Here is a 21,638-nt window from a genome sequence, read left to right as displayed (position 1 = left end):
ATGACCCGCGAAATCAGGCTCAACGCCTTCGACATGAATTGCGTCGGACACCAGTCGCCGGGGCTCTGGCGCCATCCGCGCGACAAGTCCTGGACCTACAAGGATCTCGACTACTGGGTGCATCTGGCCAAGACGCTGGAACGCGGCAAGTTCGACGGGCTGTTCATCGCCGACGTGCTCGGCGTCTATGATGTGCTGAACGGCAATGTCGATGCCGCCCTTCGCCATTCGGCGCAGGTGCCGGTCAACGACCCGTTGCAGCTCATCCCGACTATGGCCTACGCGACCGAACATCTCGGCTTCGGCCTGACGGCGTCGCTCTCCTTCGAGCATCCCTACACCTTCGCCCGCCGCATCTCGACGCTCGACCACCTGACCAAGGGGCGCGTCGGCTGGAATATCGTCACCTCCTACCTCAACAGCGGCGCGCTCAATATCGGCCAGCCGGCGCAGACGAAGCACGATGACCGCTACGATCTTGCCGAGGAATATCTGGAAGTCTGCTACAAGCTCTGGGAGGGAAGCTGGGAGGATGGCGCTGTCGTGCGCGACCGCGAAACCGGCATCTTCACCCATCCGGACAAGGTCCACCCGATCCGCCATTCCGGCAGGCATTTCAACGTGCCCGGCATTCACTTGAGCGAACCCTCGCCACAGCGCACACCGGTGCTCTACCAGGCCGGCGCCTCCAGCCGCGGCAAGGATTTCGCCGGCGCCCATGCCGAATGCATCTTCGTCGCTTCACCGTCGAAGGCGGTGCTGAAGCGCTATGTCGCCAATGTCCGCGAGGCGGCCGAACGCGTCGGCCGCAACCCGCGCGAAATCCTTGCTTTCAACCTGCAGACCGTGATCCTCGGTGAAACGGATGCGGAGGCACAGCGGAAATTCAACGAATACCGCAAATATGCCTCCTTCGAGGGCGCGCTAACGCTAATCTCCGGCTGGACCGGCATCGATTTCGGCCAGTTCGGGCCGGACGAAGTGTTGCGGCACCGCCATACCAATGCGGTGCAATCGGCTGTCGAGACCTTCACCACCATCGATCCCACCAAGGAATGGACGGTGCGCGAAATGGCCGATTGGGTCGGCGTCGGCGGTTTCGGCCCGGTCTTCGTCGGCTCGCCGCAGACGGTTGCCGATCTGATGCAGGAATGGGTCGAGGACACCGATGTCGACGGCTTCAACCTCGCCTATGCCGTGACACCCGAGAGTTTCGAGGATGCCGTCGATCTGCTGGTGCCGGAACTGCAAAAGCGCGGCGTCTACAAGACCGACTATGCCAAGGGAACGCTGCGGGAAAAACTCGGGGGAGCGGGGCCGCGGCTCGTTGCGCCGCATCCCGGGGCTGCCTATCGCAATCTCTTCGGCGAGCCCACCCGCGTCGCCGCCAGTGGCTGAGTGAATAATGACCGGCGCATCATCCTCCCCGAAAATCGGATCCGATTTTCGGGGAGGATGATGCGCCAATCAAAGTGATAGAGCGTCCTTAGCGCGTCCTGTTGGACGCGCGGCGCTCTGGGTGACAAAAAATGTCTCGCGGTGTCCGAGGTTTAGAATTTAACCTCTATGACAATCGGCGTTTCACCCTGAATATGGGCGCTTGAAATTCGATCGATCAGGAGGGGTCATGACCGTACCATCTATCTCGCGGCGCACACTGATGAAGGGCACCGCCCTGCTCCTCGCTTCGACGACGCTCGCTCGCCAGGCGCTGGCGCAGGCGGCGCCTGCCGGTGGCCGGCTGATCGTTGCGGCCGATTCCGAACCGAAGAACCTCAATCCGGCGATCGTCGCCTCCAACGGCGTCTTCTTCGTTGCGAGCAAGGTGATCGAGCCGCTTGCCGAAGCCTCGTTCGACGGCAAGGACGGGCTTGCGCCGCGTCTCGCCACCTCCTGGGAGGGGTCGGCCGACGGCCTCTCCGTCACCTTCAAGCTGCGCGACGGCGTGACCTGGCACGACGGCAAGCCGTTCACCTCGGTCGATGTCGCCTTCTCGGCGCTCAACATCTGGAAGCCGCTGCAGAATCTCGGCCGCCTGGTCTTCGCCAATCTCGAAGCCGTCGATACGCCCGATGACTACACCGCCATCTTCCGCTTCTCCAAGCCGACGCCGTTCCAGCTCATCCGCAACGCCCTGCCTGTCGTCACCAGCGTCGTCGCCAAACACATCTTCGACGGTACCGATATTGCCACCAATCCGGCTAACACCACGCTTGTCGGTACCGGGCCGTTCAAGTTCGCCGAACACAAATCCGGCGAATATTACCGGCTGGTGCGCAATGAGAGTTACTGGGACAAGGAGCAGCCGAAACTCGACGAGATCGTCTTCCGCGTGCTGCCCGATCGCGAGGCTGCGGGTGCCGCACTCGAGGCTGACGAAATCCAGCTTGCCGCCTTTTCGGCGGTGCCGCTTGCCGATCTCGACCGCATCTCCAAGGTCGAGGGCATCAAGGTGATCTCCAAAGGCTACGAGGCTTTGACCTACCAGCTCGTCGTCGAGATCAATCACCGCCGCAAGGAACTGGCCGATCTCCGGGTCCGTCAGGCGATCGCCCAGGCGATCGACAAGAAATTCGTGGTCGACACCATCTTCCTCGGTTACGCCGCCGCTGCGACCGGCCCGGTGCCGAAGAATGCGCCGGAATTCTATACATCCGATGTCGCGACCTATGCGTTCGACCCCGCCGCCGCCAACGATATTCTCGACAAGGCGGGTTACAAACAAGGGCCTGATGGTAACCGTTTCTCGCTGAAGCTGCGCCCCGCACCCTATTTCAACGAGACCCGCCAGTTCGGCGATTACCTTCGCCAAGCGCTCGCCGTCATCGGCATCGATGCCGAGATCGTTAATGCCGATGCGGCCGCGCACCAGAAGGCTGTTTATACCGATCACGACTTCGACCTTGCCGTCGGCCCGCCGGTCTTCCGCGGCGATCCGGCGATCTCCACCACGATTCTCGTTCAGTCCGGGACGCCAGCCGGCGTGCCCTTCTCCAACCAGGGCGGCTACGTCAATCCGGAGCTCGACAAGATCATCAAACAGGCCTCCGAGACGGTCGACACGGCGGCGCGCACGGATCTCTACCGCAAGTTTCAGCAGCTCGTCGTCGCCGATCTGCCGCTGATCAACGTGGTGGAATGGGGGTTCATCACCGTCGCGCGCGACACCGTGCTCAATGTTGCGGACAATCCGCGCTGGGCGGTCTCGAACTGGGGCGATACCGCGCTGCAATCGTGATAGGATCGGCAGCAATTCTCTTCCAGAGGCCCTGTCCGGCGTGAAACGAGCCATCATCCTCCTGAGGCGCAGGGCAATCAGCAGCATTCCGGTGCTGCTGATCGTGGTGATCTTCACCTTTTTCCTGCTCGAATCCGCCTCGGGCGATGCCGTCGACGCCTATCTCGGTTCGATCGGCGGCGGCGATGCCGCACTGAGGCAGTCGCTGCGCGAGAGCTACGGCCTCGACCAGTCGATGTTTGCGCGCCTCTGGCTCTACCTTTCCTCGCTGGCGCGGTTCGATCTCGGCTGGTCGGTCGCCTTCAACCGGCCAGTCGGCGTGCTCATCACAGAGCGCCTGCCCAATACGCTGCTGCTGATGGGCAGCGCGACGGCACTCTCCTTTGGTATCGGCTCGGCGCTCGGCATCCTTGCCGGGGCGCGGCCGGGTAGCGTGCGAGATCGGATGCTGTCGATCGGCTCACTGATCGTCTATGCCATTCCGAGTTTCTGGCTCGGCCTGGTTCTCAGTATCGTTTTCTCGGTGAAGCTGCGTTGGTTTCCGATCGCCGGCGTGGAAACAATCGCTTCCGGCAAGACGGGATTTGCCCGCGCGCTCGACATTGCTGATCATTTGGTTCTGCCGGTGGGCGCGCTCGCGCTGATCTATCTCGCCTTGTTCCTGCGGGTGATGCGCAGCGGTATGGCCGAGGCCTGGAAGCTCGATTTCGTGCTCTTCGCCCGCGCCAAGGGCCTGTCGCGCAGCCGTATCGTGCTGCGTCACGTGGCGCGCAATGCGCTGCTGCCGCTCGTCACCATGCTCGGGCTGCAATCGGCGGCCATGCTCGGCGGCAGCGTGGTGATCGAGAGTGTCTTTGCGATCCCCGGTTTCGGCCGGCTGGCGCAGGAGGCGGTCAACGGCCGCGACGCGCCGCTGTTGATGGGCATCGTCGTCACCAGTGCCGTCCTCGTCATATCGGTCAATGTCCTCGTCGATCTCGTCTATGCCGCGCTCGATCCGCGCATCGGCGCATCGGAGGGCGGCGTATGAACTGGCTGCGGCGCCTGCTGCGCACACCGGAAGGTGCGGCCGGACTGGCGATCCTTCTCATCCTCCTTTTGGCCGGGCTGCTCGCTCCCGTCGTTTCGCCGGGCGATCCGCTGAGGATCGCCGGCCGCGCGTTGCTGGCGCCGTTCACCGATCCGGCTTTTCCGCTCGGCACCGACCGTCTCGGTCGCGACGTCCTGGCGGGGCTGCTCTATGGCGCGCGGACGTCGCTTGCCGTCGGCCTGGCGGCGGCGTTTTCAGCCATGGTGCTGGGGCTCTGTGTCGGCATGGTAGCCGGTTTTGCCGGCGGGCTCATTGACGAGGCGCTGATGCGGGTGGTCGACGCCTTCCAGATCGTGCCGGCTTTTCTCCTCGCCCTTGCCTTCGTCAGCACCATCGGGGTGTCGACGCCCATTATCGTCCTTGCCATCGCACTCGGGACGTGGGCCGATCCGGCACGGCTGACGCGAGCGCAGGTGCTTGCGATCCGCGAGCAGGATTATGTCGCCTCGGCAAGGGTGATCGGCATGCATCCGGCCGAAATCGCCTTTCGGGAAATCCTGCCGAACGCGCTGCCGCCGGTGCTGGCGCTTTCCGCCACCATCGTCGCCGGTGCTGTTCTCACCGAGGCAGCGCTGTCCTTCCTTGGCCTCGGCAATCCCAATATCGCCACCTGGGGTTCGATGATTGCCGAGGGCCGCAGCGTACTGCGTTCGGCATCCTATCTCTCGATCATACCGGGCGCTGCCCTCGCCGTGACCGTGCTCGGCGTCCATCTCTTTAGCGAGGGTCTCGGCCAGGCGCTCGGCGATAATGACGTGGGGGCGGCATGAGCGGTATTTTCTGCAGCCTGCGACAGCTTTCGGTCACCTATGGGCGCGGTGTCGCGGCCGCGCTCGACGGTATCGATCTCGATATCGTCGCCGGCGAAAGACTGGCAATCATCGGCGAAAGCGGCTCCGGCAAGAGCACACTCGCCCGCGCGCTAGCCGGCCTGCTGCCGGAGGGTGCGAGGGTCGGCGGCGAGATGCTCTGGCCCGGACTAGGCCATGCGCCCCGCCCGGGACGCGATTTCGGTGTCGTCTTCCAGGATCCCGGCTCCAGTCTCAATCCCGTGCTGACGATCGGAGAGCAGGTCGCCGAGGGCGCCAGGCGCCATCTCGGTCTCAGCTGGAAACAAGCCTATGTCAGAGCTGAGGAATTGCTCGGACGGGTGCGGATACCGCAGCCTGAAAAGACCATGCGGGCCTTTCCGCATCAGCTTTCCGGCGGCCAGCGCCAGCGCGTGGCGATCGCCGCAGCCATCGCTGCGAGGCCTGCGCTGCTGATCGCCGACGAGGCGACCAGCGCGCTCGACGTGGTCGTCCAGGCCGAGATTGTCCGTCTGCTCGACGGGTTGGTGCGCGAGGACGGCATGACGCTGCTGTTCATCACCCACGACATCGCGCTTGCCTCCGGTTTCGTCGACCGCATCGCCGTCTTCCGCAATGCGAGGCTGGTCGAGGCTGGCCCCGTCCGTTCCGTGCTTTCGGCGCCGAAAAGCGACTACACCGCCGCCCTGATCGCCAGCCATCGCGACCTCGCGACGCCGCCGCTGATCACGGAGGTGCAGCCATGAACGATGTGCTGCTTTCCGTCGAAAACCTGTCGAAAGGGTTTTCTTCCGGCGCGCGCCAGGTTGCCGCCCTCGACAATGTGTCGCTGACGATCTCAGCCGGCGAAACGCTCGGTCTCGTCGGGGCCTCCGGCAGTGGGAAATCGACGCTGTCGCGCATCCTGCTGCGGCTTCTCAGCGCCGATGCCGGGTCGATCCGCTTCGAGGGGGTGGATTGGCTTGCCCTGAACGGTGCGTCGTTGCGCCGCCGGCGGGCGCGCATGCAGATTGTGTTCCAGGACCCGCTCGCAGTCTTCAATCCGCTGGCGAGCGTTGGCGCCGTGCTCGACGATCCGCTTCGCATCCACGGCGTCGTCGCGAAAGACCGGCGCCCCGGCGAGATCGCCATGCTTCTCGAGCGTGTCGGCCTGCCCGCCGACTATGCCGGCCGGCCGGTCCGCGCGCTGTCCGGTGGCCAGCGGCAGCGCGTGGCGATCGCCCGGGCGATTGCGGCACGGCCCTCGCTGCTGGTGCTGGACGAAGCCGTATCGGCCCTCGACGTCACCGTGCGCGGCAGGATCCTGGAACTTCTGGTCGATCTGCAGAAAGAACAGGGCATTGCCTGTCTGTTCATTTCACACGATCTTGCCGTGGTCCGCGCCGTTTCCCACCGCATCGCCGTCATGGATGGCGGGCGGATCGTCGAGACCGGTCCGGCCGCGGCGCTCGTTGCCGCGCCGCAATCCGATGCCGCTCGCGCGCTCGTTGCCGCCGTGCCCCGTCTCGCGACCGATCCCTGCTGAAGGAAGTATCCATGTCCGATCTTGGTTGGAATCCCCTGCATGGCGTACCCTCCTATCCCGCGGAACGCTACGCAGCCCTTGCCGACAGGATCGGCCGCCTATTGCGCAGCCGTGGCGACATATTGCTTGTGCAGGCAGAGGCAGTGGTGGCGCTGGAGGCGGCAGCGGTCAGCCTTGCGCGCCCCGGCCTTGCCGCACTCAACATCGTCACCAGCCTCTATGGCGGTTGGTTCGGGCAATGGCTGCGGCGGGGCGGTGCAACGGTTGCCGATATCGTCGCCGAACCAGGCCTGCCGATCGAGATCGATGCCGTCGCCAAAGCACTCGACGCCGGTTCTCGCATCGATGTGCTCGCTCTGGTTCATGCCGAATCCGCCAGCGGCATTCTCAATCCCCTGCCCGAGATACTGGCGCTTGCGCGTGATCACGGCATCGTCACCGTCGTCGATGCGGTCGCCTCGGTCGGCGGTCACGAATTCGATGTCGACGATCTCGGCATCGACATCGCGGTGATCGGCCCGCAGAAGGCACTCGGCGGTCCGGCTGGTGTCTCCGCGCTCTCGGTCAGCCGCCGTGCCTGGGATTTCATTCTCCGAGATGGCGCACCGCGCGATTCGATCTTGTCTTTGGCGGACATGAAGAGCTGGGTCGATAGCGGCCGGTTCGGCCTGCCGGGAACGCCGGCGCCGCTGGAATTCTTCGCGCTGGAAACGTCGCTCGACCGCATCGAAGCCGAAGGCCTGGAGAATGTGGTCGCCCGCCATGCGCTTGCCGCATCGGCAACACGGGCGGGGCTTGCGGCACTCGGAACTCCGGTCTGGGTGCCGGCAGCAAAGGCGTCGAACCTGGTGACGGCGGTGCCGGTGCCGGAGGCGCTGGCACCTGCCGTGCTGATCACTGCCGCCGGACGACTGGGGGTCGAGCTGACCGAAGGTGTCGGAACCGCGCCGGCCCGTCTCGTGCGGCTGAACCACACAGGTCCGCGCGCCACATTCCAGACGGTGCTGTCGAATGTCGTGGCCTATGGCGCGGCCCTCAGGCAGGCCGGTCATCTCGCGGATATATCAGCCGCTTCGGAGGCGATTTCGTCGGCCTATAGCCGCTGAGAGATGTTCCCGGAACCGGGACGGCATGTCGATGACCACAAGGCCGCCGCCCGGCTTACGCTTGGCCCGGCAAAAACCCTCCGGCATCCCGATAAAGCCGTATTCAGTCCTTGATAATCGTCGCTCGCCAAGGCAGGAGAGAGGCATCGTGGAGACTTGGTGCAGATGACGAGATTGCTGGATGCGCAGGGCCTGGAGATTTCGCATGAGGGGCACCGCACCCGCCTGAAATGGCATAGGTTGCGCAAACGGTTTGCCGATCCGCTGTTCTCAGCCGAGGTTATGGCGGAAGGATTTGCCGCCGGCGCTTCGATGGAGCTCGATCTGCGCGTGCGCGCCGATAGCGGTTTCGTCGTGCTGCACGACGAGGACCTCGAAGGCGAAACGACCGGGCATGGACCGATCGCCGAAAAAAGCCTTGGTGACCTCGGCGATATCAGGATGCAGGAGGGCGACCGGCCGCTGATCCTCAGCGAAGATCTCGCTGCCATGCTGCAATCCGCCCATCCGGCCGCGCTGCTGCAATTCGACATGAAGGACGACTACGAGGCGATCGGCGCCAGGGGCATTGAGCATCTTGCCGCGCATTTCCGCCATATCGCCGCCTCGGTGATCGTTAGCGGCGGCAGTCTCGATCTCATCGTCGCGGTCAAGGAGAAGCTTCCGCATCTGCTGCGCGGGATCGACCCCACCGACAAGCTCTACGATATCAGCAAGGCTCGCGGCTGGAAGGCTGTCGAGGCGGAATTGCGCGCCGACCTGCGCGGCCCGACCGAACCGGACACGATTTATTTGCAGTGGTCACTGATCCTGGACGCCGCCAGGGACGGTCTCGACATGATCGCGCTCTGCCAGGATCAAGGCAAACGCGTCGATGCCTGGACCTTCACCCTGAAGGATCCGGAGGCTGGTTTCAGCGAAGAGGAATGGTTGAATTTCTCGGCGCTGATGGCCCTGAAGCCGGATCAGATCACCACCGACGAGGCACCGGCGACCGAACGCGCCTGGCGCCGCCGCATGGCAGTCTAACGACAAGCATCGGAGTATCATTTCGAAAGGTGTGAGCCGCTGTCGGGACTCTATTTCTCGGCCTGTCGCATGTTTTGCGTAATTTGCATCATTTTAAACTTCTGATGCTATCCATATCCAGCAGACAAATGTTGGTGTTCGATATGCAAGTTGTTGATACTAAAGCAATTGCGCAACAAGCAAATTCCAGCTTGCAGGAAGCGTGGCATCTTGGGTGCACAGGCCGCTCCGTCGAGGCACTCACACTGGCCGGCCAGATCCTTGCGGATGCCACGGCGCGGGGCGACGATCGGCTCGCAGCTCAATGCGACACCGACATTGGCTGGTACTGTTTTCAGATCGGCAAGGCCGAACTTGGCCTGACGCATGTCCGCCGGGCGGTAGACTTCTGGAAAACGAACGGGGAGCCCAGGCAGGAAGCCTATGCCCGGGCCTATTTCGGATGGCTGCTGCTGGAATTGGGCCTGCCGGAGGAAGCGATCGAAGAAGCCACGCACGCGTTGGATCTGGCCGACAAGACAGCAGACCCGAAAGCGCAAAGCCTGGCCACCAACGTCATTGGAATTATCTTCTGGTACAACAAGCAGCCCGACCGGGCCATCCTGATGAGCGAGAGGTCTGTCGAACTCGCCAGATCGATCGGCGACAAGACCTATGAATGCTGGTGGCTCATCAATCTCGGCGGCGCTCATTCGGAAGCCGGATATATCGCGCAGGCGCTCGATCAGCCGGAGCAAGGCCACCAGATGCTGGTGAGAGCGCTGGAACTGACCGAACAGGCGCTCGACATCGCAACCGAGACTGGCGATCGCTGGGCTGCCCGCATCTGTCTCGGCAACAAAGCCGAGTTCCACAGCCACCTGGGCGAGCATGACAAGGCGCTCCAGTGCATGGTCCGCTACCGGCTGTTGCAGGAGAACAGCTATGTCAGGGACAGGCAGCAATATCTCTACACCTTGGGCCAGATCTACAACAATTCCGGCAAATTCGCGGAAGCTCTAGCGCCGCTGCTCGAGGCGGTGGAGCTGATAGACGATGGCGGCAGTTTCGATTCCTATATCCAGATCTATCTTCATCTGTCGCAAGCCTATGAGGGGCTGGGACAGTTCGATCCGGCGCTGGCGGCCCATAAAAAATATCACCAAGCCTATTTGCGCAATAGCGCCGAGAGAACCCAGCAGCGCGCCCGCCTTGCCGAAATCTACTATGAAACCAAGCGGTTCAAGGAAGTTGCCGAAACGGAGACGAAGCGCGCAGAAACGCTGGAGGCCTCCTATCAGAAGCTGCAGGAGCAAACCGATATCCTTGCCAGTGCCGTCTATGTGGACCCGCTGACCGGCCTCTATAACCGCAAATATCTTGACAGCCGTTTCAAAGAGCTGACGTCCGAGAAGCGCCCATATTCCATCGCTATGCTGGATGTCGATCACTTCAAGTCGGTCAACGACAACTTCTCTCACATGATCGGCGACCAGGTCCTCAGTGCCATTGGCGCCATATTGCGCGGCCAACTGCGCATTACCGATCAGGCAATTCGCTTTGGCGGCGAGGAATTCGTCGTCCTGCTCGCCGGCGCTCCCCGGGGCGCCGCCGATGTCTGCGAGCGGCTGCGTTTGGCCGTTGAACAGTGGGCCTGGTCCGAGATCTGCAACGGGTTGCACATTACGATCAGCATCGGTGTCGCCGGCACCCTGTCTGCCACTTCTCCGAACGAGATCCTGGCGATCGCCGATCAGAATCTCTATGCGGCGAAAAAGAGCGGCCGCAATCGCGTTGTTTCGTAACCGGCGTTTCCGCAGCTTTCGGGTCAACGTCGCAGTTACGCCAAATCGGGCGGGTCGCCTCTTTGAGAATGGTCTATTTATAGCCCTTCAATGTCGAGGATGAAGGCGAATTCGCCGGCAAGCCCCGGCGCGTGGGCTATGACAGGCCCGCCTTGCGCAAGCAGCCTGTCGACCGGCGGCATCGCCACCACAGCGCCGGCCTCTTCGGCGATCAGCGCGCCGGCGAGCATGTCCCAGGCATTGAGGTGGCGTTCGTAATAGAGATCGGCAGCGCCCTCGGCGACGCGGACGAGGTCGATCGCGGCCGCGCCCATGCGGCGATAATCCATGCCGCGTTCGTGGAGCCGCCGCGAAAGCGCGAGATGGTCTTCAAAGCTCGTCTTGCGGGAATGGCCGAGAATGACGAGCGCATTGGCCGGATCGACGGTCGCAGCCGCATGCACCGGAAGCCCGTCCTTGAAGGCGCCACCGCCGCGCACGGCATGAACGACCTTGTCGGCGGCGGCGTCATAGACCACGCCGATCTCAACCTTTCCCGATGCGACGAAGGCGATCGAGACGCCCCAGTGCCGGAAACCCCTGATATAGTTGGTGGTGCCGTCGATCGGATCGACGACCCAGGTGCCGCCCTCGCCCGATCGTCCGCCGCTCTCTTCGCCCATGAATGTATCGTCCGGAAAGCGCGACAACAGCCCGTCGCGGATTGCCTGCTCGGCCTTTCTGTCGGCGATGGTGACGAAATCCTGCAATCCCTTGTTCTCGACGGCGAGGCTACCGGGGACGGAGTCCCACCGAAAGCGGGCCGTTTCCCGTCCGACCTCGAGGGCAACTGACATGGCGACCTCCGCCCGTGCGCGGATGGCGGCGGCATCGAATGCGGAATTCATCAGGCAGTCCTTCTTCTGATCAATGTCACCGGCGTGAATTCGACACGCGCCGTCAGGTCCGGCTCGGCCATCCGGCTCATCAGCAGGTCGACCGTCTTTTCGGCCTGGACGTCGCAGGGCTGGCGGATGGTCGTGAGATCGTAAGCGGTCCAGCTCGCTTGCGGAATGTCGTCATGGCCGATGATGCGGAGCGGCGGCGCGTCATCGCGGCCGCGGCCCTGCATGACGCGGTCGATCACGCCGCAGGCCATGTAGTCGTTGGCGCAGAACAGTCCGTCGATGCCGGATGCGGCAAGTTCGGCTGCCGCATCATAACCGCTCCGGTAGTTGTTGATCCTTACCTGCAGGAATTGCGCCTCGACGCCGAGCTGCCTGCAACGCGCGATGAAGGCCTCGCTGCGCCGCCGCGCCGTATAGGATACGGCAGGTGCGGCCATCACGGCGGGCTTTCGCACGCCGCTGTCGATCAGCTGGGTGGCGGCGAGATGGCCGGCCATCCGGTCGTCGGAAATGATGCGGTCGACGAAGGGGATGTCGTTGCCCTTGTTGATCAGCACGATCGGCACGCCTTCGGCCGCGCACTGCTCGCAGATTTCGGTCGGCGGTGCGTCCGAAGTGACGATGACGCCTGACACGGCGTAATGCAGCAGCTGGCCGATGACCGTCGAAGTATCGGCCTCCGGCGAGGTCGGCAGCAGGATGGGACGGAAATTACGGGCGAGCAGCACTCTTGCGAGATTCTCGATCTGTAGCGTGCGGAACGGGTTGTCGAGGCCGGCAGCGACGACGCCGACGAGATCGGAGCGTTTGTTGGTCAGGCTTCGGGCAAGATAGTTCACCCGGTAGCCGAGTTCCTTGGCCGCCTGGTAGACCTTCTCGCGCGTCTTCGGCGAGACGCTGGCATCCGGCGTGAAGGCGCGCGACACGGCGGCGCGCGAGACGCCGGCCACACGCGCCACATCGAAGGAGGTTACCTTGCGCGGTCCCTTATCCCTGTCTGCCAACTGCTTTTTCCTTAACCGCAGGCGACCGCATCAGATCGGGCAGATCCGTGCAGATGCCGAGAACGGGAAGCTTCATGATGTCGTCGAGAATGGCCGGTCGCTCCTCGTGCCAGAGCACGATCTCGCGGCCCGCCTCGAAGGCGCGGTTCATCAGCGCCTCGGTGACCAGATCCTGCGGACGCTCGCCTGCCCTCTCCCAACAGAGATGCAGGATATCGGCGCCGGCCTCGTCGCCGAGTACATGCGGATCGTGGCCAACGCGGATCAGCACCGAGAGAGGAAAATCGCAGGCCGCGTCACGGAGTTCGCGCACCTGCGCCGTGTCGAAGGAGCCGAGACAGGCGAAACGCTGGTTCATCTCGGCAAGATGCCGCCAGCAGCGCATGCCGGTCCCAGGCGCTTTCAGCTCGACATAGAGACCGGTCCCGGTCTCGCGGCCGAGGGCGGCGACCTCCGAAAAACTCGGCACATCGACACCGTCGAGCCCGGCAAGCTCCGCTGCCGTCATTTCGGAAATGCGGCGGTCGATGCCGAAGACGCGCTCGAGATGGTCGTCATGCGAGACGACGACCACGCCGTCGCTGGTCAGCTGCGTGTCGAGCTCCCACATCTCAGCGCCGAGTTCGGCGGCGCGGCGAAAAGCGGCCAACGTGTTCTCGGGTTCATGGCCGCTGGCGCCACGATGGCCGATGCAAAAGGGAAGCCGGCCCTTGGTCGCTGGCCAGCCGTAACGCTCGAAAAATCCCGAAAAATCGCGGGTCATCAGAGCCTCCTGCCATTTTCATCGAAGACGAATATGCCGCGGCTGTCGATTGCCCACCGGACGTCGTCGCCGACATGGATATCGCTGCGCACCGGCTGGATCGAACGCAGCAGCGGCCCGCCGGCAAGAGCCACGTCGTAGAGATTCTCGCGGCCTTGCGTTTCGGCGAAGGTGATCTTGCCGGGCACGGGGATGTCGCCCGCCGGCGTGAAATGCTCCGGCCGGACGCCGAGCATCAGCTTCGTGCCCTCGGCGGCGCCGATGGTATCGGGCAGCGGCACGCGGATCTCGCTTTCCGGGATCGTAAAGGCGCCCTTGTCGACGACGCCGCGCAGGAAGGTGATCGGCGGGTTGCCGAGAAAGCCGGCGACGAAGGCGGTCTTCGGATCGTTGTACATTTGGGCCGGCGTGGCGATCTGAACGATCTCGCCTTCCTTCATGATGGCGATGCGGTCGCACATGCTCATCGCCTCCACCTGGTCATGGGTGACGAGAATGGCGGTGATGCCGGTCTCGCGCTGCAGGCGGCGGATTTCCGAGCGCATTTCGAGGCGCAGCTTGGCGTCGAGATTGGCGAGCGGTTCGTCGAGCAGCAGTACATCAGGCTTGCGGATCAGCGCGCGGGCGAGCGCCACGCGCTGCTGCTGGCCGCCGGAAAGCTGGGCCGGCCGGCGCCCCATCAGGTTGCCGATCTGCACGAGGGCTGCGATCTGGTCGACCTCCTTTCGGATTTCGGCGGCGGACACGCCCTTCACCTTCAGGGGAAAGCCGATGTTTTCGGCAACCGTCATGTGTGGGTAGAGCGCATAGGATTGGAAGACGACGCCGACATTGCGGGCCTGGCTCGGCAGATCGGTGACGTCGCGGTCACCGAAGAGGATGCGTCCGCCGGTCGGCCGGTGAATGCCGCAGACCGCAAAAAGCGTCGTCGATTTGCCGCAGCCGGAAGGCCCGAGCAGCGCCAGCATCTCGCCGTCGCCGACTTCGAGCCGCATGTTCTCGATGACCTTGGTGGAGCCGAAGCTCTTCGAAAAATTGTCGAGGAGGATGCGCATCAGCCTTTGCTCCCGCCGCCGTAGATGTTCATGAGATATTTGTTGAAGAGTGCGTAAGCGATCAGAACCGGGAGGAAGTAGAAGATGCCGACCGCTTTGAACATGTTGAAATCGTAATTGTTGTCGTCGACGAGGAAGCCGGCGAGATAGACCGACAGCACCTGCACCTGATTACCAGGCGCCAGCACCTGCGGCAGGATAAATTCACCCCAGCCGGAGAGGAAGGAGAACAAGCCGAGCGCCATGATGCCGGGCTTGACTTGCGGCAGCACAAGGCTGCGCCAGACCCGGAAACGCGAGGCGCCGTCGACGACACCGGCCATTTCGATTTCCCACGGCACGGTGTCGTAGAAGCCTTTCATCAACCAGATGCCGAGCGGCAGGTCGATCGCCGCCTTTACCAGGATGACGCCGATCAGCGAATTGTAGAGGCCGATCATCTGCAGCACGATGAAGATGGCGATGATCAGCGTCACCGAGGGGAAGGCATGCAGCACCATGACGCCGGCAAGGAAGAAGCCGCGCGCCGGGACGTTTAGCCGCGATAGCACATAGCCCGCCATCGACGAGACGATGAGCACGACGCTGGTGGTGCAGGCTGCAAAGAGCAGCGTATTCACCGTCACTTGCCAGATGTTCGCCTTGCCCGCCGTCGTCTGCCACAGGAAACGCCAGTGCTCGAGCGTCAAGCCGGAGGGCAGCAAGGCATCCGGCTGCCTTACCGTCACGGTGTCGAGGAAGAGATAGGCATACATCAGGAGCAGCGGCAGGCTGACGATTGTCAGTGCCGATATGACGGGCCAGCTGCGGTAATTTGCCGAGGGCTGCGATTGTTCGGCCATGGTCAATCCTCGATCAGGGGCTTGGCGACAAGCGTGCCGTAGTTGAAGACTCGCAGATAGAGGAGCGACAGCACCACGCCGATGACGACGAGCACCAGCGCCATGGCGGCACCCAGCCCATATTCGAGATTGCCGGCATAATTCCTGAGCGCGGTGTGATAGGCGGCCAGCGCCCAGACCTCGGTCGAGTTGCCCGGTCCGCCATTGGTGGCTAGCAGGATTTCATTGAAGGAGGCGAGCAGCGACAGCGTCTGATAGCAGGTGACGAAGAGGATCGGCCAGCGCATCTGCGGCAGAATGATGTAGCGGATCTGCTGCCAGCGTGAGGCGCCGTCGACCTCGCTCGCATAGAACTGGCTCTTCGGAATGGCTTTCATCGCCGAGGAGAAGACCAGCATGCCCATCGAGGCGCCGATAAAGCCGTTGATCAGCACAACGAAGATCCAGGCATTATAGGCGTTGTCGAGCAGGTAGTTCTTCGGGGGATAGCCGAACTTGCCCATCAGGATGGAAATGAAGCCGGTATCCCAGGCAAGCCATTTCCACAGCATCACATAGATGACGACGGGGGTGATGCGTGGCAGGAGCCAGATGCCGCGGAAGATCGAGGCTGGCGTCGGCGGCATGTAATGCGTCCAGATCGCCAGCAGCAGCGCATAGCCGACATTGAAAAGCGTCAGCACCAGCGCGACATAGAGCACGGTATTCAAGAGCACGCGCGCCATGTCGGGTGAAGTGACCAGGCGCGAGAAATTGTCGGTCGTCCAGATCCAGCCGGTATAGGTGGCCGTGGCGACGGTTTCCTTCTGTTCCGGGGTCAGCTTGAAACCCAGAGAATCCAGCGCCGAAAAGAGCTGCTCCTTGCTGTCGAAGCGAGTGTTGAGGACGGAGCGGTTGAACTGTTCGGAGATCTGCTTGACCTCGCGCGTCGAAGGCCGCTCGGCGAGATCCTTGAGCATGCGCTCGACGTCGCGGCGTGCTGGAAAGACCTCGCCCATATGTTTGGCACGCAATTCCGCCGAGATCCCAGGCGCAAGGCCGAGGCCCTCGACGGCCTTGAGGCCAGCTTCGTCGACCGTGTAACGCGGTTCGGCCATCTCGGCGGCAATGTCGGGCAGCGCCGATTTCAGCGCGATCAGGGAATTGGGCGCGATCTGGTAGACACCGCCTGATATGCCGGTCGCCGTCGTCATGCTGGTCATCGAGAAGACTGCCGTCAGGACGACCGGCATCAGGAAGAACAGGACGATCATGATCGCCGCAGGCGCAATCATCACCAGTCCGAGCGTTCTGGACGATTTCATGGAAGCCCCTCATCGCGAACCGACCGGGCGGCGGGTGCTGCCGCCCGGAGCTTCGATCTTAGCGGATGACGATCTTGTCGCCGAGCGTGCTCTTCAGCTCGCTCTCGGCATCACCAATGGCGGCGTCGACGGTCTTGGCGCCGGTCCAGGATGCCTCGAGGTTCTTCCACATGATGTTCCAATATTTGCCGAAATCGGAATTGTTCGGCATGGCATTGGCATGCGGCAGCAGGCGCTCGGTGGCTTCGCGGGTCCAGCGGTCGGCCGAGTAGAAATCGACTTGCGATTCCGCCTCGGAAATGCCGAGATGGGCCGATTTGACCGCATGCAGCGCGTTGATGCGCGGCTCGGAGGCGATCGTGATCAGCTGGGCGGCGATATCGGTGTCTTCCTTGTCGTGACCCGCTGTCAGCAGGTAAACGAGCGGGTGAGTCAGCGTGTTGGCCTTTCCGCCTTCGCCGGCCGGGATCAGCGTGAAGATCACATTGCCGAAGAAATCCTTGAGGCCTTCCTGGTTGACAAGGCGGGCATAGTGCCAGGTGCCGCCGTCCCAGATGCCGGCCTTGCCGGTGGCGACTTCCTTCCACCACTGGTCGCCCGGCATGCCGATGTGGTTCTTCTTGGTGACACCTGATTTAACGGCATCGGCGAAGAACTGGTAGGTGCGGGTCATTGCCGCCTTGTCGAAAACGAGCTTGCCGCCTTCTTCCATCGTGCCGCCGAAGCTGGTGTAGAACTGCCAGTAGTCGGGTCCGTTGCTGGCGCGCGGATAGAAACCGTAGCCGGCCTGGACCAGGCCTTTGTCCTGCATCTTCTTGGCGTCTTCGAGCAGGTTCTTCATGGTGTACTTGCCGTCCTGGACGCTCTGCGGCAACGCATCCAGATCGGCGTCGCTGTAGCCGATCGCCTTCATGTAAGGCTTCCAGAAGAACATCGGACGAGACTCGGCATCCTGCGGAATGCCGTAGACCGTGCCGTTGTAGGAGGCTATCTGCAGCAGATTTTCATAGATGCCGTTGAGCGGCCAGGAGTCGAGATCGACGTAATCCTCGATCGGAACGATAAGGCCGGCCTGCGACCAGGGCGCGATGTCTTCATGGCCGCTGACGACGATGTTCGGCGCGGTCTTGGCTTCCGCGGCAAGGGTCAGCGCCTGCTTGAAGTCCTCCCAGGCGGAGTAGGATTTCTTGTCGACGGTGATCTTCAGGTCTTCGCCCTTGAGGGCGGCCTGGCGCTGCAACTGCTGGGCCGCGATCTCGATGGCGTCGAGGCGATAGACGTCGTTCGGGCCGGTACCGCCGGCCCAGACGCTGATGGTAACGTCCTTGGCAAAGGCGAAAGCGGAGGTCGAGGCCAGAATGGTGGCCGCGATCGTGAGGGATTTCAAGCTCGGCAGAATAGTCATCTTCTTCGTCTCCCTAGAAGAGCAGTGTGAAGCCTCTTGACGGGTCAGCACTGCTGATGATGGCCGCTCCGAAACCCCACGAAAACGTGACAATGTCCGCTTTATGGACTGAACGTAACGGCCGAATGACAAAATTGAGCACGTGTGCAAATTTATTATGCCGATGTCCGGAAGACTTGCAAGCGGCGGTTTTCGACGGGCGTCTTTTACGCTTCAAATTGCGCTTTTCCTGCGTTAACGTCCCGCCATGAGCCTCGAATCCGTCCGCGCCTTTCTCAGCGTCCACGCACCCGATATCGAAATCATCGAAACCGCCGAGAGCTCCTCGACGGTGGCGCTTGCCGCCGAAGCCCACGGCGTCGAGCCGGCCCAGATCGCCAAGACGATCTGCCTGCGCGTCGGCGAGCAGATGATGCTGGTCGTTGCCGGCGGCACGGCAAGGCTCGACAATCGCAAGTTCAAGGACACCTTCGGAGCCAAGGGGCGCATGCTCGACGCCGAAGAGGTGGTGGCGGTCACCAGCCATCCGGTCGGCGGCGTCTGCCCTTTCGGCCTGCCCTCGCCGCTGCCCATCTATTGCGATATCTCGCTGAAACGTTTCGATGAAGTCGTGCCGGCGGCCGGCTCGACGAATTCGGCCGTGCGCATCGAAACCGGACGGCTGGCCGAGCTGACCGGCGCCAGCTGGGTCGATGTCTGCCAGTAAAACTGGCCGAAGAACTTCACACCGGGGAAAGACTACCTATATTACCTCTCGACATGCCGTCATTGTGCATGACAGGAGATCAGGAATGCCGAGTGCCGTTTCGCGTTTTGCCAAGATCGCGGCAATTGCCGCACTGACGAGCGCTACCGTTTTTGCTTCCCTCGACGATGCCGAGGCGCGCCGCGCCGGTAGCGGCGGTTTCGGAAGTCGCGGCACGCGCACCTTCCAGGCTCCGCCCGTCACCAGCACCGCGCCCGGGACTGCGGCACCGATCGAAAGATCGATGACGCCGCGTCCACCGACCACGGCACCGGCGACCGCGCAGCAACCCTTCGGTACCCAGCGCCCCGGTCTCTTCGGCGGCTTCGGCCGTTCGATGATCGGCGGCCTGATTGCCGGCGGCCTTCTCGGCATGCTGCTCGGTCACGGTTTCGGCGGCGGCTTCGGCTTTCTCGGCATGCTGCTGCAGATCGCGCTGATCGGCGGCGCCGTCATGCTCGCCATGCGTTATTTCGCCAATCGCCGCCAGCCTTCCTACGGCGTCGGCGGCCAGAGCCGATCCTCGCCACAGTCCTATGGCCAGCAATCCTATAGCATGTCGCCTGCCGGCAATTCGTCCTTCCACATCCCGGCGATCGGTTCGGGGGCCGGTTCAGCTTCGTCTTCGCGCGGCAACCGCCCGAGCGACGAGATCGGGCTGGCGCAGGCCGATCTCGATCAGTTCGAGGAACTGTTGACCAGCGTTCAGTCCGCCTACGGCGCTGAAGATTACGGCACGTTGCGGCGCCTGACGACGCCCGAGGCCATGTCCTATCTTGCCGAGGAACTCGGCGAAAACGCCACCAACGGCGTGCGCAACCGCGTTTCCGACGTCAAGCTGCTGCAGGGAGACATTGCCGAAGCCTGGCGCGAGGACGGGCAGGAATTTGCCACGCTCGCCATGCGCTACTCCTCGATCGACGCCATGGTCGAACGCGACAGCGGCCGTGTCGTTTCCGGCGACGACCGCCGCCCGAGCGAAAGCGTCGAGGTCTGGACCTTCGTGCGCAAGCCGGGCGCCGACTGGAAGCTCGCCGCGATCCAGGGCACGGAGCAACGCGCCGCGTGATGCGGCGCGCAAAGCCGATACTCTCTTTAATTCACTGCGACCGGTTTGGAACGCATGCGGGAAACCGTCTCGCGTTCCGCCCGCTTGCAGCGCATCGGCGGCAGGCCGCGATCCATCAGGTCCATGTCTTCGAGCACCATCTCGCCCATCTTCTTGAAGGCGCTGTCGAGTGCGCCGGCGCGATGCGCCGAGCGGATGAAGCCCTTCAGGCTCCGCACCGGATGATCGGCCGGCAACGGCTCTTCAGGGTAGACGTCGCTCGCCGCGACGATATGGCCTGACGAGACGGCCGCCATCAGCGCATCGAAATCGACGACATCGGCGCGGCTGAGCAGGATGAAGGCGGCGCCCTTGCGCATGCTGGCGAAGGCCTCCGCGCCGAGAAATCCCCTGTTCTCGCTGGTGACGGCGGCGGCGACGAAGATGAAATCGCTCTTCGTCAGAACGTCCTCCAGGCTTGCCGGCTCGACGCCGTTTTCCTCGAGGATCGATTGCGGCAGCCAGGGATCGAACACCCGGATGCAGGCCCTGAAGCCGGACAGCACTCGTCGCAGCGCCTTGCCGAGATCGCCGAAGCCGACGATGCCGATCTCGGAGCCGGCGAGCAGCCGCGCGCTTGCATTGCCCTCCCCTCCCCAGAGTTCGTTGCCCTGGCGGAAGGCGACATCCGCATCGACGATGCCGCGCGCCAAGGCCAGCGCGAAACCGAGACCGATTTCGGCGACCGGCTCGGCAAAGACCTGGCCTGTGGTCACGACATGGATGCCGCGCTGGAACAGCACCTCATAGGGCATGTTGTTGAGAAGATTGCTTTCGACATTGAGGATCGAGCGCAGGGCCGGCATCCGTCCCAGCGTTTCCGCCGAAAGCGGCGGCTGGCCGATGATGTAGCGCGCCTTGCCGAGGATCTCGTCGCCGAGGGCCGCGATATTCTCGGGGTCGGCCTCGATGATCTCGTATTTTGCATGCAGTTCGGCGCGCGCCTTGTTACTGAAGATCAGGTCGAGCGTGCGCGGCTCGGGGGCGCTGATCGCCAGCGGCCGTTCAGTGTTCGTCATGGGCATCTCCTCCACCGCGGCGGCTTGCGCCATCTCCGCCGGACGATTGATAGCCGCTGTGCGCGATCGTTTCCAGTTCGCGGAAAAGAACTTTGAAAAACGAGGACGCTCGGCGCCGAGAGGCGCTATCGAAAGCGGCATCTGCCTATCAGATAAGCAATTGAATCGGCTTGGTATTTCGCGGCATTTTCGTTGACGGCGAGAATTCTTTGAACTAGCGTGATGCACGCGACTTGGAACCACGCCTGTGTTCGGCGGCCGCAGGATATTCGAAAACTCACGAGGGAATGAGCAATGAAATCAGCACTCAAGAGCGGTCTGCTTGCCTTGGCTGCCGCAGCGCTTCCAGCCGTCGCCTATGCCCATCCCGCCATCGGCGAAGCCGCCGGCTTCAGCCATGGCTTTGCCCATCCGATCTCTGGCCTCGATCATGTCCTCGCCATGGTGATGGTCGGTGTTTTCGCATTTCAGCTGGGCGGCCGCGCCACCTGGCTCGTGCCGACGACCTTCGTCTTGGTGATGGCACTTGGTGGTGTCCTCGGCGCTACCGGCGTCAATATTCCCTTCGTTGAAACCGGCATCGCGCTTTCCGTCGTCGTCCTCGGCGCCATCGTCGCGCTCAATGTCAAGGCGCCGCTCGCCGCAATACTCGGTATCATCGGCCTCTTCGCCATCTTCCACGGTCATGCACATGGTGCCGAAATGCCGGAAAATGCCGCCGGTGCTGCCTATGCTGCCGGCTTCATGATCGCGACCGCACTGCTGCATGCCGCCGGCCTCACGCTTGGTTACCTCATCGGCCGCGCCGGTGAACGTCAGGGGCTTTTTGTGACGCGTACGGCAGGCGGCATTGCCGCCATATCGGGCGTCGGTATCCTGGCCGGCTTGATCTGAGCCTGGCATTTCTGAACAAATACGAGGCGGC

At 63.0% G+C, this 21,638-nt stretch carries 21 protein-coding genes; 13 read left to right on the top strand and 8 right to left on the bottom strand.

Annotation, left to right across the window (positions count from 1 at the left end):
- The 9 genes from NE851_RS04360 (at position 1) to NE851_RS04320 (ending at position 10,581) form a co-directional block, all read left to right on the top strand.
- On the top strand, positions 1–1,398 hold the full coding sequence (locus NE851_RS04360; RefSeq protein WP_254955473.1) for an LLM class flavin-dependent oxidoreductase: 1,398 nt from the start codon (positions 1–3) through the stop codon (positions 1,396–1,398).
- 229 nt (positions 1,399–1,627) lie between these two features.
- Entirely contained in the window at positions 1,628–3,238 is a 1,611-nt protein-coding gene (locus NE851_RS04355; RefSeq protein WP_097622795.1) for an ABC transporter substrate-binding protein, read from the top strand.
- A 40-nt stretch (positions 3,239–3,278) separates the two neighbouring features.
- Entirely contained in the window at positions 3,279–4,268 is a 990-nt protein-coding gene (locus NE851_RS04350) for an ABC transporter permease (protein WP_254955472.1), read from the top strand.
- Complete coding sequence (locus NE851_RS04345) at positions 4,265–5,098, top strand: ABC transporter permease (protein ID WP_097622793.1); 834 nt, start codon at positions 4,265–4,267, stop codon at positions 5,096–5,098. Before NE851_RS04350 ends, NE851_RS04345 begins: the two co-directional genes overlap by 4 nt.
- A complete protein-coding gene (locus NE851_RS04340; protein WP_097622792.1) occupies positions 5,095–5,883 on the top strand; it encodes an ABC transporter ATP-binding protein in 789 nt (262 codons plus the stop codon). Before NE851_RS04345 ends, NE851_RS04340 begins: the two co-directional genes overlap by 4 nt.
- Complete coding sequence (locus NE851_RS04335; RefSeq protein WP_254955471.1) at positions 5,880–6,662, top strand: ABC transporter ATP-binding protein; 783 nt, start codon at positions 5,880–5,882, stop codon at positions 6,660–6,662. Before NE851_RS04340 ends, NE851_RS04335 begins: the two co-directional genes overlap by 4 nt.
- Positions 6,663–6,673: 11 nt before the next feature.
- Positions 6,674–7,768, top strand: a complete 1,095-nt coding sequence (locus tag NE851_RS04330; RefSeq protein ID WP_097630948.1) for a pyridoxal-phosphate-dependent aminotransferase family protein — start codon at positions 6,674–6,676, stop codon at positions 7,766–7,768.
- 165 nt (positions 7,769–7,933) lie between these two features.
- Positions 7,934–8,797 carry a glycerophosphodiester phosphodiesterase gene (locus NE851_RS04325; protein WP_179867839.1) on the top strand — a complete coding sequence of 288 codons (864 nt, stop codon included), beginning with the start codon at positions 7,934–7,936 and terminating at the stop codon, positions 8,795–8,797.
- Positions 8,798–8,925: 128 nt separating this feature from the next.
- Positions 8,926–10,581 (top strand): sensor domain-containing diguanylate cyclase, encoded by a 1,656-nt coding sequence (locus tag NE851_RS04320; RefSeq protein WP_132573507.1) that lies wholly within the window; start codon positions 8,926–8,928, stop codon positions 10,579–10,581.
- A gap of 77 nt (positions 10,582–10,658) precedes the next feature.
- On the opposite strand, the gene NE851_RS04315 is transcribed toward NE851_RS04320, so the two are convergent.
- Genes NE851_RS04315 through NE851_RS04285 form a run of 7 tightly spaced genes read right to left on the bottom strand, consistent with a single transcriptional unit; the run spans position 10,659 to position 17,841 of the window.
- Complete coding sequence (locus NE851_RS04315) at positions 10,659–11,468, bottom strand: inositol monophosphatase family protein (protein WP_132573509.1); 810 nt, start codon at positions 11,466–11,468, stop codon at positions 10,659–10,661.
- Entirely contained in the window at positions 11,468–12,472 is a 1,005-nt protein-coding gene (locus tag NE851_RS04310; RefSeq protein ID WP_047613100.1) for a LacI family DNA-binding transcriptional regulator, read from the bottom strand. Before NE851_RS04310 ends, NE851_RS04315 begins: the two co-directional genes overlap by 1 nt.
- On the bottom strand, positions 12,456–13,235 hold the full coding sequence (locus NE851_RS04305; protein ID WP_132573511.1) for a glycerophosphodiester phosphodiesterase: 780 nt from the start codon (positions 13,233–13,235) through the stop codon (positions 12,456–12,458). The genes NE851_RS04310 and NE851_RS04305 overlap by 17 nt, the downstream gene beginning before the upstream one ends.
- The gene (locus tag NE851_RS04300) at positions 13,235–14,290 is read right to left on the bottom strand and encodes an ABC transporter ATP-binding protein (protein ID WP_097544030.1); all 1,056 of its coding nucleotides are present in this window, start codon (positions 14,288–14,290) and stop codon (positions 13,235–13,237) included. Before NE851_RS04300 ends, NE851_RS04305 begins: the two co-directional genes overlap by 1 nt.
- Entirely contained in the window at positions 14,290–15,132 is an 843-nt protein-coding gene (locus NE851_RS04295) for a carbohydrate ABC transporter permease (protein WP_047613097.1), read from the bottom strand. The genes NE851_RS04300 and NE851_RS04295 overlap by 1 nt, the downstream gene beginning before the upstream one ends.
- Positions 15,133–15,134: 2 nt before the next feature.
- Positions 15,135–16,436 carry a carbohydrate ABC transporter permease gene (locus tag NE851_RS04290; protein ID WP_097622789.1) on the bottom strand — a complete coding sequence of 434 codons (1,302 nt, stop codon included), beginning with the start codon at positions 16,434–16,436 and terminating at the stop codon, positions 15,135–15,137.
- Between the two features lie 58 nt (positions 16,437–16,494).
- Complete coding sequence (locus tag NE851_RS04285) at positions 16,495–17,841, bottom strand: extracellular solute-binding protein (RefSeq protein ID WP_063476091.1); 1,347 nt, start codon at positions 17,839–17,841, stop codon at positions 16,495–16,497.
- A 247-nt stretch (positions 17,842–18,088) separates the two neighbouring features.
- Here NE851_RS04285 and NE851_RS04280 point away from each other — a divergent pair, with 247 nt between their 5' ends.
- Together NE851_RS04280 and NE851_RS04275 are read left to right on the top strand one after the other, a co-directional pair.
- Positions 18,089–18,547, top strand: a complete 459-nt coding sequence (locus NE851_RS04280) for a YbaK/EbsC family protein (RefSeq protein ID WP_047613092.1) — start codon at positions 18,089–18,091, stop codon at positions 18,545–18,547.
- 85 nt (positions 18,548–18,632) lie between these two features.
- Positions 18,633–19,655 carry a Tim44 domain-containing protein gene (locus NE851_RS04275; RefSeq protein WP_097594802.1) on the top strand — a complete coding sequence of 341 codons (1,023 nt, stop codon included), beginning with the start codon at positions 18,633–18,635 and terminating at the stop codon, positions 19,653–19,655.
- 26 nt (positions 19,656–19,681) lie between these two features.
- On the opposite strand, the gene NE851_RS04270 is transcribed toward NE851_RS04275, so the two are convergent.
- Positions 19,682–20,713 (bottom strand): hydroxyacid dehydrogenase, encoded by a 1,032-nt coding sequence (locus tag NE851_RS04270; RefSeq protein WP_097594901.1) that lies wholly within the window; start codon positions 20,711–20,713, stop codon positions 19,682–19,684.
- Here NE851_RS04270 and NE851_RS04265 point away from each other — a divergent pair.
- Together NE851_RS04265 and NE851_RS04260 are read left to right on the top strand one after the other, a co-directional pair.
- Positions 20,712–20,909, top strand: coding sequence for a hypothetical protein (locus tag NE851_RS04265; RefSeq protein ID WP_143541334.1), 198 nt, complete (start codon positions 20,712–20,714; stop codon positions 20,907–20,909). The two genes, NE851_RS04270 and NE851_RS04265, sit on opposite strands and share 2 nt — an antisense overlap.
- A 98-nt stretch (positions 20,910–21,007) precedes the next feature.
- Positions 21,008–21,607 carry a HupE/UreJ family protein gene (locus tag NE851_RS04260; RefSeq protein ID WP_097594803.1) on the top strand — a complete coding sequence of 200 codons (600 nt, stop codon included), beginning with the start codon at positions 21,008–21,010 and terminating at the stop codon, positions 21,605–21,607.
- Positions 21,608–21,638: the final 31 nt, after the last annotated feature.

Origin of the sequence: Rhizobium anhuiense bv. trifolii (assembly GCF_024346605.1) — a bacterium.
Lineage (GTDB): Bacteria > Pseudomonadota > Alphaproteobacteria > Rhizobiales > Rhizobiaceae > Rhizobium > Rhizobium anhuiense.
This window is presented reverse-complemented; position numbering and strand designations above follow the sequence as displayed.